A 16814-nucleotide genomic window follows, 5' to 3' on the forward strand; every position below is an offset into this window, starting at 1 on the left:
AAATCCTCCTAACAGGTGGAGACCGGTTAAGCGTCTAGATCTGCTAACCGAATCATACGAGCTTCTTTAGCAGAACGATTCGCCGCCTCCATTAATCTCGTAAGCTCCACAGCAATTTGAACATTCTCGGTGGCGAAAGTATCCTTTTGGATATGATTAACCCACTGATGGAATGCGCTTTCACGATTAGCATGTAGCGCTACTTCTTTCCATCCTTCCTCTTTGTCAGCGGATTTGTTACTTCTAAGAAGAAGCTTATCCTCTGGTGTTCCGTAAAGAAGAGTCCCCTCGGTTCCATGTACCTCGATGGTAAACGGCGAATGACTATTCACGAAACCAGCCTCGACCACACCAATTGCTCCTGAATCCGTAAATAATGTTACCACTGCATTATCTTCTACTTCCTTGCCCGTTACATAACCAAAATTAGCACTTACACCGGTCACATCTTGACCTAAGAAAAGCTTCGTCAAATACATAGGATGACAGCCTAGATCAATCAAAGCTCCGCCACCACATTGTTCCAAGCTATAGAAATGATCGGGAAGCCAGTTTTCTGTAGCCCCATTATGAGATAAGCGAACTCTAACGTAAGTAATCTCTCCGAGCAGTTCTTGACTTAGAACTTCTTGAATCGTTAATGCGTATCCATCATTTAGACGTGGCAAGGATACGGTCAGCTTCACCTCGTTCTCTTCCACTGCGCTTATGATCTCTTCAACTTCTTTATGTGTGGGGGCAATTACTTTTTCCGTAAAAATATGTTTGCCCGCTTTAGCCGCAGCAACAATTACATCTCTGTGCACATTGGTCGGCGCATCCACTATGACGGCATCTATATCCTCTTGCGCAAGCAGGTCATCCAGTGATTCGAAAAAAGGAACATTTAAGCTTTCGGCAGCTTTTTTCCCACGCTCTGCATCTTCATCCCAAACTGCAGCCAATACAGTATCCTCATGTTCTTGAGCTTGCTTCGTATAGTCCCAAGCATGTACATGCCAATAGCTAATCTTACCAATTCTAATCGTCATTTGCTTGTGCCTCCCGTATATATGTTATCCTGACATCTACTAATAAAATATCACAGAACAAAACCCTTTATTAGTAGGAAAATGCGACATTATATATATAATATTACGACGCTATCGTTTCATATGGTGTACAATTTCCATTTAATCACTTCTTACATTACACAACCAAACCATATGATCGGAATCGGGTCCCCAATAATCTTTTACTACCTTATAAGGCTCCCCAAATTTACGCTTCCACTTGATTTGTGCACGTTTATAGCCACTGTCCAAACAAAATTGCTCGATCCCTTGTTCGTTTAGAAATATCATCATTTTCTTAATTAATGCCGAACCAATCCCTTGCCCCTGATAGCTTGGCAACACGTATAAACTCCCCAATTCCCCCAAATGATCCAACTGATGTTCTGCACAGATTTGAATAGTCTCACCACAGGGACCATAGGAAATCGTACCCACAACCTTCCCATTGATTTTAGCGATAAAGAAATAAATATCCGAGTTTGCCTGTTCCAGTGAAGATAGCGCCTTTTGCTTTTTATGATCGGTTTCACTTTGTATATCCTCTAGTAAGTGACCTAATCCTTCTTTGTTAAAGGCATCCGATATTGATTCTTCAAATACCCGGCATGTAGATACATAATCGCCCTCAGTGAGTGTACTAATAGTTAAATGTTTTGTCTCATTCATTATGTTGATCTCCTCTGCAATAATGTACTATAAACAATCAAGTTATGAGGTTTATATTCATAAGACAACTTTTACTGGAGGTCATCATGAATATAATTTCCTTTCTTCTCTATTGCATTGTAGTTACATGTTCACCCGGTCCTGCCAATATTGTTATTCTTTCTTCCGTGCAACATTCAGGGGCTAAGAAAACCATGCGGTATGTATACGGGGCTACGATGGCTTTTGGTCTATTGCTTATCCTTTCTACCTTGATGAATCGTGTTCTGGTGGAGGTCATCCCAAATATCCTGATCATTATGCAAGTCGTCGGAAGTATATATATGCTCTATCTTGCTTATAAAATCTTTAAAATGGGTGCAATGGAAGACAAGCCTAATCCAAATGCCAATTTTCGGTCGGGTTTACTTATGCAGCTTGTGAATCCTAAAGTGCTCTTATTTACTTTAACAGTCATTCCCAGCTATGTAATGCCATTCTATACTTCTTCTCTCACCTTATTTATGTTTGTTATAATTATAACTGTGATCGGATTTTTTGCTTTTACGACATGGGTTGTATTTGGGGCAATCTTCAGAGCATTTCTGCAAAATCACCAAAAAGTTCTAAATACTCTGATGGCACTATTTTTAGTATACTCTGCCATTATGATATCGGGAATCCTATAAGTCGTGGAGGTTAAGAGCGTGGAGAAATTCAACTATAAAAAGTCAGCAGATATCCTAACATTGTCAGCTAGCATGAGTGATTTCACTTATAAAAAACATTGCCATGAGGAATACGCAATCGGTGTCACCTTACGTGGCATTCAGCAATATAACCTTGATGGTAGCTTGCAATCCTCTCATAAAAATGGCGTAATGCTATTTAATCGAGAGCAAACGCATGATGGCAATTCATATGATAAAGCAGGTATTGATTATGTCATGCTATATATCAAACCAACCTTGATACAAGAGATCCTTGGAAAAAAAGAACTTCGCTTCGCCTCTCCCATTCTATACGATGACAAATTGGCACAGTGCATATTAGCGCTAAGTCATGCCATCCAGAATGGCAAAGAGGAGTCCTTGTGCAGTGAGCTGTTGTTAAACCTGGTTCATGTAGTATCTAATACTGAACTAGTTACAGAGCACAGGATAAATAATAAATTTGTCAAAAAAGCAAAGGAAATGATGTACTGCAGTTTAGAACATGTACTAAAACTAGATGATCTCTGTAAAGAGTTTGGACTTTCCAAATATCAATTTATCCGAGAGTTTAAGACACATACAGGAATATCACCTTATCAATTCTTCTTGAATTGCAAGGTAGAGCATGCCAAGCAGTCCATTGAGAAAACTAAGGATATCTATGCCGCTGTAGTAGATTGTGGATTTGTGGATTTAACTCATTTGAACCGGCATTTTAAAAGCGTGTTTGGCATAACCGCACATGAATACAGGTTACAACTGCATTGAGCAGAAGTAACCTGTATTCATCATGATTTATAAAATTTGACCATTCACCATTGTCCAGCACACTTTAAATTCATCATCCAAGAGGACCAGATCAGCATCAAAGCCGGATGTTATTGTCCCCTTTTGTTGAAGTCCAAGAATATTGGCCGGCGTAGTTGAAGCCATCTTTACGGCGTCTACCAATGGAATTCCAGTTTCGACAGTATAACGTAAAGCTTCATTCATAGTCACTGTGCTTGAAGCTAGCGTTCCATCCTTCAGTCTTGCTACCCCCTCGGATACCGTAACATGATGGCCTCCAAACATATAATCCCCATCACCTAATCCCATAGCTTGCAGTGCATCTGTAATCAAGACCATTCCTTCTGGTCCTTTCAAGGTATGCATTAATCGAATAATTGCAGGGTGCAGATGGACGTTGTCCACAATCGCTTGAAGACTTACATGCTTCTCTTCAAAAGCAGCCACAATTACCCCTGGATCTCGATGATGGATAGGCCGCATGCCATTAAAACAATGCGTAACATGACTTGCCCCCGACGCAAAGGCTTGTTTAGCTTCTTCATATGTGGCATCCGAATGAGCGATGGCTATAACTACACCCTTTTCTTTCAAAAAGGAAATGAGCTCCATCCCTCCCGGCAACTCCGGAGCGATTGTAACCATCTTAATGAGTGAACCCGCTTCTTCAAAAATCAGGTTCATTTCCTCTAAGTTGGGATGGCGTAGATACTTTTCGTTCTGCATTCCTTTTCGCTTCGGGTTCAAGTAAGGTCCTTCTAAATGAATACCTGCGATCTTTGCGCCCACTTCATGTCCGATCACACGCTTGACACTACGAATCATTTCTAAAAGATCTTCTAGCGTAGAACTCACAGAGGTAGCCAAAAATGAGGTACAGCCAGATGAAGCACAAGCACTTGAGACCTCTTGAATACTCTTTTCCGTACCGTCCATCATATCGAAGCCATTGGCGCCATGAATATGAACATCTATCATCCCGGGTACTAATAAATGGCCACCACCGTCAATCCGTTCATGTTGTCCCTCTGGAATCGAAAGATCCTCTGTATCTATCTTTATAATTTTCCCTTCAGAAATCCACACATTAGCCGCTGGGACAATACGATTCTGAAGCGCCACTTGTACATTTTGCAGAATATAAGACATAAATATCCTCCTCTGTTTTGTTATCAGTCTTGCTCTCGAGCCTCTTCAGTTTCTTCTGGACATTCAATCACTGTGATGTTCTTCTGATCTAGAATTTCTCTGATCTCACTGGGGAGTTCCCGATCGGTAATTAGAATGTCAACGAACTCAAAGTCTAGACGGAAAAATGATTTGCCAATAAATTTGGTGTGATCAGCCACTAAGATGACTTGATCTGATCTTCGGGCCATTTCTCTCTTCACCCGCACATCTTCTTCATATGGATAATAGAGTCCATCAGCACGGATCGCGGATGCTCCAATAAAGGCTTTATCAGCACGGATTTCACTAAGTTTATCGATAATAGAAGGGCCATATAACAAGCGGTTTTTCACATTCAAGTAACCACCAAGAACATAAATTTGCAGATCCTCCCGCTGTGACAAGATCCCTACGTTATCAATCGAGTGCGTGACAACCGTAATATCCTTCGCGCTGATCTGTTCTGCTACAAACTGCACGGTGGTTGATACATCTAAAATCACAGTCTCATGATCTTGGATAAGCTGCGCCGCAGCCTTCCCTATCCTCTGCTTACTCTCAGATTCATCGATCAATCGATCCTGATAAGATAACAATTCTTTTTGTAACTCAGGTAACGATACCCCTCCATGCGTTCGGATCACAACACCTTCTTGTACTAATCTAACAATATCCCTACGTGCGGTATCTCTGGATACATCAAATTGCGTACAGATCTCTTGAACACTCATCGATTGGTGTTGTTTCAAATATTCGAGTATTTTTAACAATCTCTCCTCTTGAAACATCATGTATGCACCTCCTAAAGTCATCATAAGTTATTAAGTAAGTATTTGCAAGTATTAAATAAGTAATTATAAGTATATGTAAGTATTTTGCGCAACTTATCTTCATTGATATTCGAAAAAAAGACGTTAGCCAGATGAATGTACATCCGTTAACGTCCTTCAATTCACTTCATAGTGCGATTCCAACTCTTTTGGATCTTTCGAATAAAAACGATTTGCCCTACGTGATACGCGTTATGTGTTGTCACATTGCCTATTACTTCCCACCACTGACTGCCTTGGAATTCTTGAACATCGGCATCCAATTGTTCCTTTGTAATCAGTTCCTGCCAACATAAAAGAACTTCTAAGAGTTGTTGTTGAAGCTCTTGGAACGTTACTCCTTCTGCAACGACAAAGGTATTATTGTTATCCACTGAAGGAACCGCATGGACACTCTTTTCTTTATACCTTGTTTGCCAAGTTTCATTCCAGTAGAGCAGATGCTGCACTATCTCAGCAATACTATTGCTTTCTTCCGTTACTTTCCAAAATGCTTCTTCTTCTCTTAAGTCTTTTACGGCTACCTCAAAGGGCACATACCAACTTGGATCATTCGCATTAGCTAGCAACTGGTTAGCCAGAACATCATATGCATGAAACATTCTTACTTCACCTCATTATTTAGATCATTATCAGCAAATCAAGTGCCGCAGAAGGTTCGATATGGACGTGCTGATTCCTCAGGTAGTGCCGAGTATTCATCCTGTTCAGGGGAATACGCGTAAGGATTGGAAAGAGCTTTAAGCAATCGCTCCATCACACTGTAATCTTCCTGTTGTACTGCCGCTTGGAGCGCTTCTTCTACCCTGTGGTTCCGCGGAATGATCGCAGGATTACTATTGCGCATTAGCTGCAGCGAAACCTCTTTCGATTGCTGCTGTCTGCTAAGTCTAGCCTGCCATAACTCTTGCCACTTCGTAAATTCCGCTGCACCAAACAGAGCGGTTTCTTCCAGCTTCTCTAAAGTTAGGGCACGGAAGGTATTGGTATAGTCTGCCCGATATTTCTGCATCAAATCTAGCAGATCCTCAATTAGCGCTACATCCTCTACCTCTTCGTTGAAGATTCCGAGCTTCGCCCTCATACCTGAGAGCCAGTGATGGTAAGACCGCTCTTTAAAATCTGCAATTTCCTCTTCAGCGAGCTGAATCGCCTGTTCTTGATCATCAGCCAGCAATGGCAGGAGAGTCTCCGCGAATCTCGCGAGATTCCAAGAGGCAATACCCGGTTGATTGCCATAGGCATAACGACCCTGCTGGTCAATGGAACTGAATACCGTTTCTGGGTGATACACATCCATGAAGGCGCAAGGACCATAATCAATCGTTTCTCCGCTAAGCGCCATGTTGTCGGTGTTCATTACTCCGTGAATAAATCCTACCAGCTGCCACTTGGCAATTAATTCAGCCTGACGTCCAATCACTTCTCGAAGCAGGAAAAGATAACGATTCTCTTGAGAAACAGCTTCCGGATAATGTCTTTGTAATGTGTAATCTGCCAGAGTACGGACATCCTCAACAGTACCCCACGCTGCAACATATTGAAAGGTGCCCACCCGTAGATGACTTGCAGCAACTCGGGTCAGAATAGCACCAGGCTGCTCTGTTTCTCGAATGATCGTTTCTCCAGAAGTTACCACTGCCAAGCTGCGAGTGGTAGGAATACCCAAACCATGCATGGCTTCGCTGATGATATATTCACGAAGCATCGGTCCAAGTCCGGCTCGGCCATCGCCACCACGAGAATATGGTGTTCTTCCCGCGCCCTTAAGCTGAATGTCTACGCGTTCACCTTGGGGTATGATCTGCTCACCAATCAGCGCAGCTCGGCCGTCGCCTAACATGGTAAAATGTCCGAATTGATGTCCAGCATACGCTTGAGCAAGCGTTACAGTACCTTCAGGGACTTCATTGCCTGCAAGATTCTGAACACCCTCCTTACTATGTAGTGCTGTGCTATTCAGCCCTAAGGCAGTAGCCAATGTTTCATTTAAAATAACTAACTCCGGCTTACGCACAGGAGTTGGTTTGATCCTTGTAAACATGGATTCCGGCAGATGAGCATAACTGTTCTCAAAGTTCCATCCTATATCTATCTTCTCCGTCATAATATCTCCTTTTTATACCATCAGTCTATGCCTTTATAATCTCAGAATAAGTTATGTTAAAATTTAATGCAAATCTTCGCAATAACAAATACCCTTACAGAATAGATAAAAAGACCGCCCAGTCTCCTGCCATTCATGTAGGGAACCAGACGGTCTTAAATTATGATGTTCTAACCTGTTATTACCTTAAAGGAAGCTAATTCGCTCCGCCTTTGGAGAGCATGATATTTAAGATGGTCTTGTCAGTATCCGCCAGACCTTCTTGAACCAGCCGCTCCATGTTGCGGATAGTGTCTTCCACCTCTTCGAAAATAACTCCATCCTTGGTTGTAGGAGCAATATTGTTCATCGCCAGTGTGGCTGCCTGAATCGCCGTATTGGTGGAGGTGGATATCTTCAGCGCACAGGTTGAATTTGCACCGTCGCAAATCATACCTGATAAAGAGGCTATCGTATTCTGTATCCCATGCTTGATCTGCTCAAGAGTGCCGTCCATGAGATAAATGATCCCGCTATTCGCTCCAACTCCACCTGCAATTCCTGAACCACATAAAGGCGACAACCGCCCAATATAATGCTTGATATGCACAGTGACCAGATTACTTAGTGCAAGCGCCCGAGCTAGCGTCTCTTCATCCTTGCCAAGTAATTCCGCCAAAGATATAACAGGAAGCGTACAGGCGATGCCTTGATTACCGCTGCCCGCTGTTGTCATCACAGGCATTGCGCTGCCATCCATGCGAGCATCTGAAGCCGCAGCAGTAGCCGCTATTATTTTGTTCGCTACATCATTGCCGAACAAATTCACAGCAGATTGCTGATTCATCTTCTTCCCTACTTGCAACCCATAATCGCCTCGGAGTCCCTCTTCGGAAATCGCTTTGTTCATCCGAGCGCCTTCCAAGAGGAAGCTAAGGTCTGAAAATGGAGCCGTAGTTATAAACTCGAATATCCGATCTACAGAGCCTTCATAGGCTTCAGTATCAGAAAGTCCAGGCTTGCCACAATCTGCTTTAGACTTCTTAGGTGTCACTTTTTTCCCGTCCAGAGCCAGATATTCTATATTAGTGTGTTCTTTAGCAAGGATGGCAGTCGCTGTGTGATTCTCTGTCTTCACCTGTGCTTCAATATATAATTTCTCAGGAGTGTCCATTATCTCCACTTTTAGCAGCTTTCGATCAAGCAGGTCATTTGCCAGCTTTAGCTCATCCTGAGTCAGGCCTGATAGGATTTCCAGCTCCTTGTGCGAACGTCCGACCACCGCACCAAGGGCTGCGGCGATAGGCAGACCTGTCTGGCCCGTCCCAGGGATGCCCACTCCCATTGCATTTTTAATAATATTACCACTGAGATGCAGCTGAATCCCCGTTATTTCTTCCTCGAGAAGCTCTGCCGCCAAGGAGACGGCATACGCAACTGCGATCGGCTCTGTGCAGCCTTCTGCCGGTACGACTTCCTTGTGCAAAATTTCCAATAAGTTGCCCATGTATGCTTTTCCCCCTTCTCTCTCCCACTTGGAGTCATTTCTATATAGTAACGCAGAGTGAAGTTTCAGGGAATCCTTTTTCCTTTTTCTTCTCTAGAAGCTTCTGCTAGATCAACATCTTACATGCTTGCGTTTAAAACCAAGCCGAGCTTTGTCGACTGCTTTTTGAATATTTGCGTACGCGTGAATCAATTTACTCTTTGCCTTATTCTTATCAACTTCAATTGGCCCTACAGTTCTTGCAGTTTCACTGGCCTTATCATGAAGTGGCGAATAAGATACGGCCACTGTGTACATGAAATTATTCATTGCGTATTGGGTACGTTCTGGAGAATCATGAATCGTATTTCCCACCATCTCAAGCATACCAGCAAGCTTGCTTTCGGAAAACTCAACATCCGGCCGACTGCCAAGCAGCCAGCAGTAACAGCTCCAGCCCGCTGACATTCTCAGCTCTTCACCACTCGCGATCCATTTATCGGCAACTTGTTGTGCAATATCTGCTTCTGCCAAGGTTACTGCCACTACAAAGTCGGACAGCATATAAAAATAAGCCGCATCCATCCATCGGTCATAATCCGCTTCCGTCATTGCATTGGGATCAGCAATGATGCCGGCAAAATACATGGCATCATAGTTCCCAGTCGCGTAAAGTTCCTCAGCCAATGGCTGATTTATTTTGGTTTTCTTGAAGATTGGCTTCATTGCTCCGGTAGCCACGCCAAATAGCGGTTCCTTTGCTCCATTAGACATATATATTTTCTTGGTTCGTTCCTTGCCAAGCGCTTCCAGCTCCTGCATGACCATCTCTAAATCCACTATTTAACACTTCCTTTTTCAAAGTTCTTTCCCAAGCTATCTTAGGTTTGTACTAGTTAAAGAAAGTGTACTGTATGGGTTTCCTTGTCGCAAGTTAAGTTTCCTAAGGAATCCTTATGGGTGCGCAAATAACCACCTATATTATTAGGTGGTTATTACCTCAACCTTTTACAGAACCGATTGTAATTCCAGCAACGATCTTTCTGGACACAAGAAGATAAAGTATAAACGTGGGCAGAAACACCAGAAGTGACGCAGCAAAAATACCCGAGTAATTACCAGTATTCGTATATCCTACTACAATGGATTGAAGTGCTAATGCTATTGGATGTCGATCCGGATTATTAGCAAAGATCAGAGCATAAAAATATTCATTCCAGATCCCCATCACATTAAAAATCGTTAACGTCAAAATACCAGCCTGTGCCATAGGTAAGATGATTTTGATAAAAGCTTTAATCGGCCCACATCCATCGATCGCTGCTGATTCCTCCAATTCTTTCGGAATGGATGCAAAGAACCCTGTAAGCAAAAATACAGCAAAAGGGACATTCGTAAAAATGTATACAAAGATTAACGTAAATGTTGAGCCTGTTAAATTCAATGAATAAAATAACGAAAACAACGGGATCGAGATCAGTAGCCCCGGAACTGATAATGCCGAGATAAACATTAAATCAACTAACCTTTTTCCCCTAAACTGAATTCGTCCCAATATATAAGCAGCCGGAGCTGCAACAACAATAATACCTACGCAAGAGGTTACCGTATAAACTAGACTGTTCAAAAAGTACAAGCCGATCTTCGTTTCTTCGAATAATCGGGTATAGTTAGAGAAATGAAATCCGCTCGCCAGTAGTTTGTTCGTAAATATCTCTCTTGTCGTGCTGAGTGAAGCAAGGAATGCGTATCCAAAAATAATAATTGTAAAGATAAGCCAGACTACTAGTGGAACATATCGAATGATTCGAGTGATTGAGTGAAGACGCATATTGTCTCCTCCTTCCTAGTATTCTAAACGATCCTTCCTAAACAACAGACCAATCAAGAAGGAAAAGCCAATAATTGCAACAGTAATCAATACACCAATCGCAGCCCCTGCTCCAACATTGAAAGCTTGCGTATCAGAAATTCTCTCCCCACCAAATACCTTCAAGTACATATAATAGCCAGGAGTCATCGTATGTGGATCATTTCTCCCGAAAATGGAAGACCATACAAAGAAGTTAATGGCTGTAACCGTCCATAACACCAGCGTGGTCTTAAACACATCACGGAGTAACGGAAGAGTAATATGGAAGAACTGATATACTGTGTTTGCTCCTTCCAATAATGCTGCTTCGTAGTAATCATTAGGAATCCGATCCATGGCCGCACCAAGAATTAATAAGAAATAACCAATTGATCCAAAACAAAAAGCGATCAGCATGGATAAAAATAAATGCTGGTCATCCGTCCATTGAATATTAGCTAATTGTTCAAGTCCAAGAAGGCGAAATACATGTGTCAACAATCCAAAGGTTGGATTATACACATACTGAAGCCATATTACTGACATGACAACAACAGATACAGTATTAGGCAGGTAAATCAAGGCTCTCCAGAAGCCTTTGAAACGAACGCCGGAGGAAATAAGCACTGAGAAGAAAAAAGCCATAACGAAAACAATGAGTCCACCAATAATCCAAATCTTAAGCACATTTAATGAAGAATTTAAAAAATAGGAATTATGAAATAACCCCCAGTAATTGTCTAAACCAATAAATTTCCATTCACTGATACTACTGTTTATATTAAATATCTCGTAAAAGCTCATAAACACTGCCCGCAAGGTTGGATAAAAAAAGATCGACATATAAACCAGGATAGCAGGCAGAAGGAATAGCATCATAATCGGTTTACTAATTCTCATCTTTGTATCCCCCGCATCATAATGTGCAACTTATTCTTCCTTATACTCTAAAAAATCTATATGCAGCTGCCGCTATTGACCGCCACATATAGATTTACATTAAATCTAGATTGAACAAAAAGACTCGAGAAAAGGGAACGAAGTGACGGAGGGGAATTTTGGAACTGTTATGTTTTATTTACCGGCGTAGAATTTCTTAGCTTCCGCACTTAGCTTCGGCCCGAATTCTTCTGGCTTCAGTTTGCCAGTGATAAGTTCCATGAAGGTAGGCACAATGGTAGCAAGCGTAAAGTCTCCTCCATCACCAATACCTCCACCCCAAGGCATATTTTCTTTTGCATTTAGAAAAGCAGCTTCTGCTTCAGCAAGCATCGCAGGCCATTCAGAATCAATAGTTGCTGGGATCGCAAGTGCATCCTTCGCCATTTTTTCTTGTATCTGCTTACTAACGATATGTTTGATAAGCTCAAAAGCAGCCTCTGCATTCTTGCTCGATTTATTAATGAACATCCCTTGAGATCCAAAGATCAACCCTTGCTTTCCACCTTTACCGTTTCCATTTGGAACATCTGGGAATTGAAACGTGCCCCATTTGAAATCTGGTCCTGAGGTGGCAAGCACTTCATTCGGAAGCCATGTTCCATTTAGATAAGCGGCAGAACCACCAAGCACGAGATCTTGCTGAGCCGCAGGATATTTACTTCCGGCAATTTTATTAGAGAAAAAACCTTTAGCGTTTAAATTAGCCATATCTTTAGCGAATTGAAGAATGATTGGATCATTCCACATCTCACCGGTCTTATCCTGCACAAGCTGGCTTACCCAATCTGCCCCCATCGCATTTGCCAGATAGGATCCAATAAATAAGTCCCGATATGCGTCATCGAAGGTAAGCGGTGCTGAACCTGCTGCTTTGATTTTTTCAGCATCTGCAAGGAATTCTTCCCAAGTGGCAGGTGCTTTTGTTATCCCAGCTTTCTCATACACTTCCTTGTTATAGAAAAAGAGTACTGCATACGGTTGCTGCGGAATCGAATAAATACCTTCTTCTAAACCGTACTTTGTGGATAGCGATTGTATCCAGCTTAACAAGCTTGGAATCATTGAATCCTTTACTGACTTGCCTTCCATTCCGATGGATGGCTCCGCAAGCAAATCATCAAGCTTCATAACGTAATCTTTCATCCCTTGAATACCAGCTGGGCTACCTGGATCGGCTTCCCAGATATCAATTTGCTCTCCTCCATCCAAAGCAGGCTTGATCAATTTTAAGATATCACGACCGGTAAATTTCAGATCCACTTCAACTTCTGGATTAGCCGCCTTGAATTCAGCAACTGCAGACTCAATAACCTTCGCTTGTGGTTCAGTGCTGCTCCACATCGACCAGAATACTACCTTACCTTCTAGTCCAGAAGCTTTAACTTCGGTGGTAGCCTCAGTTGTAGCTGTAGGGGTGTTCTCCTTAGTTGCTTCAGGCGGGGCAGCATTGTTCGTGGTATTGCTTGATCCACAACCAGCCAATAACGTTAGAACCATCGACATAGCAAGCAACAAACCTGTGAGCTTCTTTTGTCTTTTTTTCACGTGTGTAGCATCCCCCTCAAATATGAAAGTGCTTTCACAAGTAAGTATATAACGAAGCAACTCAGGTCTAACATCGACGATATTGAACAAAGCATGCACAATTTTATCTAAATTTTAATCACCTTCAGCATCCTAAAAAAAAGAGAGCTTCGATTAAAATCATCGAAACTCTCTCTTGGTTAGGCTCCCACTATTCTAAAATCAATGTTATTAGGTGGTGGATATAGGGTGATAGCTTCCTTCATTAATTCTTCAGATAATACAGTATTTCGGCTCTCCGCTAGCTTTTTAGCTTGAAATTTATACCACAGCTCCACAATCGTAACTTCGCCTTCACGAATCACAGCAAATTCTTTCTGGAATAAGTATAATAGGAATTCATTATGACCCAACTCCTGAGCAGCAGCTCCAATAATAATTTGGAGACGATCACTTTGCCTGAACTCTTCAGGAAGTGATTCGTACACACTCCAAGCCTTAGCAAATTGTTTATTTCTAATCAACATGCTAATATACTCATCTGCAAATGCTCTGTCAGGAAAGCCATTGTATAAAGAATACGCCAGTTCATAATAGACCAGAGCCTGATCTGCCTCTCCTCTCTGTTCAGAGGTAATCGCCAGATTACGATAAACCCAAGCAGACGGCTTCAATTCAAGCGATTGATGCCATGCAGTTATTGCTTGATCTTCCTTTCCATACTCATAGAGCATAATGCCGTAATGCAAGTAGGAATTCCATATTTGATTATCTGCATGCTCTAGACTGGTACGAAGCAATTCCATCCATTCTTCTTGGACCATCCAAGAGGCCGGAATATCTTGCACATCTCCCACTGGCAAACCTCCCTCTTGTAACAGGGCTAACCATGGAAGTTGCGGTGCTGCAATACTGGATTCCAAGAATAGAAATCCATCCGGAATAGACCTTTCATTATGATCTTTTCTACGAATGTCCTCGAGTGCTCCCCAGCCTGAGCCTGAGTGCAATAGTTCTGATGGTGTTAAATTAGCATAAGCTTGCAACTTCTCATGAAGAATATACACCTCATCTTCTTGCAATTGTTCATTGACTTGCGTTTCAATAAAATCCCGAGCCTCAGACCAATCGCTTTGATTTGCCTTATGTGCATCCACCTGAGTAATACCGAATATTTGAGTGAAATCCCATATTGAATTTGCAGGCATGTCTAGTCCATGCATCTGTGTTGGAGCAAGCCCTGCTTGTATCTCAACATAATTACCTTCGCCTGGCTTCGCTAAGAAATCACACCATCTTCTACCACCTGCATGGTTGCCCCAGCAAAATAATTTACGATATCTTAAGAGGCTAGTCGAACGTTCGTAGAATAAACTACCATCCTCATAGGCAATTGCTTCCCACGGGGATTTATAATCTGCTTCTGTCTGAAAAAAATACTCGTTAGAGAAAGGAATTCTCATTGGATATGACGAGTCTTCATTTGGAACTGAAGGAAGCACTGGCAAATCTCCCAATCCAAACCCCTTCACTTGGTGATCAATATAGATAACCTTACTAGTGGATGAGAATACTCTTGATTGCAAGGTTTCCGGTGCTGCAATATTTGTCCAATAATACATAGGAATCGACGCTTTGCTATCATTAATGATTCTTACATAGACAGAGAGCTCCTTAGCCCCTTGAGGAAGATGAAAATCAATATGCCAAAAAATGTTTTTACAACGCTCATATTCATAAATTCTTAGAAATTCATTGCCCTTATCATCCATCAATTTGGCAGCATGCACGGGAGAGGCGGTCGTAAAGGTGTGACCTACCTGTCCCACATTCCATTCAATCCCTCCAGAGAACCAAGCGTTTAGAATCGCTAAATTAGCCGGTTGAAAGACAGGATTTGTATACAATATATCTTTGTTCGTACGTTTATCTTTAAGCGAATAGAGTCTACCTCCATACTCAGGTAAAAAGACTGCTTTTAAGATGTCATTTTCCAATACAATCGACTTCATAACCATCGGTTTTCTTTCACGTGTATAGCGATCCTGCATGCGATAAGGTAAATATCTCCCACCTGTATGTTCACCCAGCTGCTGTCTCAATTCTGGCGTAAGTGTACCATTATCCCCTACTTTTGTATGATGGTCTCTGTTTCTGAACATTGGAAGAGGATTCTCTCCTTCTAATAATGCACCTTCAAGAGTTAATGTTGAAATGACTACACTCATTCACGTCACATCCAATCCCATATAGTTAATCCAATTTTACACTGCTAAATGCTAAAGCTACCATTAACAGAATTGAACAAAACCTGTACGATTTAGGACACTCAATAAACAGGTTTATTCTATAGAAGAACTTAATTCCCGCACACTCTTGGTTATTTTCTCAACCTCATCTTGCCACTTTTTAACAGTCAGCGTATTGCTCATTAGGCCAGTTATGGGGTTCCATATTGCCTCTACGTCTTTGATGACTAGCTGCGATGCTTGTTTCCATTGAAAAACAATCGGTGCTACATCTTTTTGAGATATTTGAACGGAATCATAGAATATTGGAGAAGTGTATGGCTTTACGATTTCCAGACCATTTTTAACCGTGACTATACCTTTGGATTTCTCCGCATTTAACTGAACGATATCATCATTGTATTGATAACGCAGGAACTCCTTGGCAAGTTCAATATTCTTCGCCTTGGCGGGAATAAACAGGCTATCCAAATAGGACATGACATACCTCTGATCCCCCTTATTAAACACAGGTGGTGCGAGAAAACCAAATTCGAATCCTTCTTCGCGTGGAGTGCCTTTCATTTCATTCTCTATCCATATTCCGCAAGGAATGAACAATGCCTTACCTTGTAGAAAAGCAGCCTGTGCTTGTGTATGGCTTAACTTAACGGTTCCTGGCATGACATAACCTTTTTGTGCTATAGCACTCAACACCTCAGCTATTAGTCTGACGGAATCGGACCTAAATGCATCCTTCTCATAATTTTCCGCCTTCCAGACGTCTTCCATCCCCCCTACAGATGCCACTGACGGCCAGAAAATAGACTCTAAATAACCCGGAAACAAACCTTGGTAGGTAAATAGTGATCTTCCATCCTTCTTAGCGAGCTCACCTAACTTCAAGAATTCATCCCATGTCTCTGGGAGCTTCCAGCCTTTTTTCTCAAAAAGAGTCTTGTTATAGATTAGCCCCATTGGAGAGGTATAGAACGGTGCAGCATAAATTTTTCCATCCCCTAAGGGATTAGCATAATCTAAAATACCATCCAGCATTTTATTCTTAAGAGGTTCTTGATTATCGAGAGCATTCCCTTCAAATACATCCGTCAAATCGAGTAATAATTTATCTCTTAACATTTCTTCAATCATACCTGTCGTCTCACTCTGTGAGATATAAATGATATCGGGTGGATTACCAACTGCGATTTGCGGTTTAAGTATTTCCATGATCTTGGGGCTTGCAGTCAAATTAACAGTTACCCCTGGATAGTCTGATTCAAATCGTTGTTTCACCGCGAGCCAATAATCCTTTCCTTGCCCTCCCTCAAATACAGCTAAGTTCAGAATTTTGTTCGCAAACTCATGTTTCACTTGGGAGGATTGTATTTTGCTCAAGCTCGAATCTGAAGGAGTACATCCTGTGCTAGCCCATAATAATAGGATCACACCTGCGAATATTAAACTATTTTTAATAGATTCCATAGATTTCAT

15 protein-coding genes are annotated in these 16814 nt (G+C 41.8%); 2 read left to right on the plus strand and 13 right to left on the minus strand.

The window, feature by feature from the left end; all coding sequences use genetic code 11:
- Positions 1-26: 26 nt before the first annotated feature.
- Positions 27-1031 (minus strand): Gfo/Idh/MocA family protein, encoded by a 1005-nt coding sequence (locus MKX41_RS13890; RefSeq protein WP_076286539.1) that lies wholly within the window; start codon positions 1029-1031, stop codon positions 27-29.
- Between the two features lie 141 nt (positions 1032-1172).
- On the minus strand, positions 1173-1721 hold the full coding sequence (locus tag MKX41_RS13895; protein WP_081382842.1) for a GNAT family N-acetyltransferase: 549 nt from the start codon (positions 1719-1721) through the stop codon (positions 1173-1175).
- 86 nt (positions 1722-1807) lie between these two features.
- Here MKX41_RS13895 and MKX41_RS13900 point away from each other — a divergent pair, with 86 nt between their 5' ends.
- Together MKX41_RS13900 and MKX41_RS13905 are read left to right on the plus strand one after the other, a co-directional pair.
- Complete coding sequence (locus tag MKX41_RS13900) at positions 1808-2389, plus strand: LysE family translocator (protein ID WP_076299331.1); 582 nt, start codon at positions 1808-1810, stop codon at positions 2387-2389.
- Positions 2390-2407: 18 nt separating this feature from the next.
- Entirely contained in the window at positions 2408-3181 is a 774-nt protein-coding gene (locus tag MKX41_RS13905) for an AraC family transcriptional regulator (RefSeq protein ID WP_076299332.1), read from the plus strand.
- Between the two features lie 27 nt (positions 3182-3208).
- Here the strand turns inward: MKX41_RS13905 and nagA are convergent, their stop codons facing one another.
- The 11 genes from nagA to MKX41_RS13960 all read right to left on the minus strand — a co-directional run bounded on the left by nagA (position 3209) and on the right by MKX41_RS13960 (position 16814).
- Positions 3209-4351 (minus strand): N-acetylglucosamine-6-phosphate deacetylase, encoded by a 1143-nt coding sequence (gene nagA, locus MKX41_RS13910; RefSeq protein ID WP_340971218.1) that lies wholly within the window; start codon positions 4349-4351, stop codon positions 3209-3211.
- 23 nt (positions 4352-4374) lie between these two features.
- Positions 4375-5160 (minus strand): DeoR/GlpR family DNA-binding transcription regulator, encoded by a 786-nt coding sequence (locus MKX41_RS13915; protein ID WP_081382852.1) that lies wholly within the window; start codon positions 5158-5160, stop codon positions 4375-4377.
- Positions 5161-5324: 164 nt separating this feature from the next.
- Positions 5325-5804 carry a DinB family protein gene (locus MKX41_RS13920; RefSeq protein WP_076286542.1) on the minus strand — a complete coding sequence of 160 codons (480 nt, stop codon included), beginning with the start codon at positions 5802-5804 and terminating at the stop codon, positions 5325-5327.
- A gap of 38 nt (positions 5805-5842) precedes the next feature.
- Positions 5843-7309 carry a protein adenylyltransferase SelO gene (locus tag MKX41_RS13925; protein ID WP_340971220.1) on the minus strand — a complete coding sequence of 489 codons (1467 nt, stop codon included), beginning with the start codon at positions 7307-7309 and terminating at the stop codon, positions 5843-5845.
- Between the two features lie 196 nt (positions 7310-7505).
- Positions 7506-8795, minus strand: a complete 1290-nt coding sequence (locus MKX41_RS13930) for an L-cysteine desulfidase family protein (RefSeq protein WP_076299336.1) — start codon at positions 8793-8795, stop codon at positions 7506-7508.
- A 111-nt stretch (positions 8796-8906) separates the two neighbouring features.
- The gene (locus MKX41_RS13935; RefSeq protein WP_340971222.1) at positions 8907-9614 is read right to left on the minus strand and encodes a DNA alkylation repair protein; all 708 of its coding nucleotides are present in this window, start codon (positions 9612-9614) and stop codon (positions 8907-8909) included.
- Positions 9615-9774: 160 nt separating this feature from the next.
- Positions 9775-10605, minus strand: coding sequence for a carbohydrate ABC transporter permease (locus MKX41_RS13940; protein ID WP_076286546.1), 831 nt, complete (start codon positions 10603-10605; stop codon positions 9775-9777).
- A 15-nt stretch (positions 10606-10620) separates the two neighbouring features.
- Positions 10621-11526, minus strand: coding sequence for a carbohydrate ABC transporter permease (locus tag MKX41_RS13945; RefSeq protein ID WP_340971224.1), 906 nt, complete (start codon positions 11524-11526; stop codon positions 10621-10623).
- Between the two features lie 174 nt (positions 11527-11700).
- The gene (locus tag MKX41_RS13950; protein ID WP_076299338.1) at positions 11701-13113 is read right to left on the minus strand and encodes an ABC transporter substrate-binding protein; all 1413 of its coding nucleotides are present in this window, start codon (positions 13111-13113) and stop codon (positions 11701-11703) included.
- A gap of 179 nt (positions 13114-13292) precedes the next feature.
- Complete coding sequence (locus MKX41_RS13955) at positions 13293-15320, minus strand: DUF5107 domain-containing protein (protein WP_340971227.1); 2028 nt, start codon at positions 15318-15320, stop codon at positions 13293-13295.
- Positions 15321-15434: 114 nt separating this feature from the next.
- Positions 15435-16814 carry a carbohydrate ABC transporter substrate-binding protein gene (locus MKX41_RS13960; RefSeq protein ID WP_340971228.1) on the minus strand — a complete coding sequence of 460 codons (1380 nt, stop codon included), beginning with the start codon at positions 16812-16814 and terminating at the stop codon, positions 15435-15437.

This window comes from Paenibacillus sp. FSL R5-0475 (assembly GCF_038004585.1).
Classification (GTDB): domain Bacteria; phylum Bacillota; class Bacilli; order Paenibacillales; family Paenibacillaceae; genus Paenibacillus_AQ.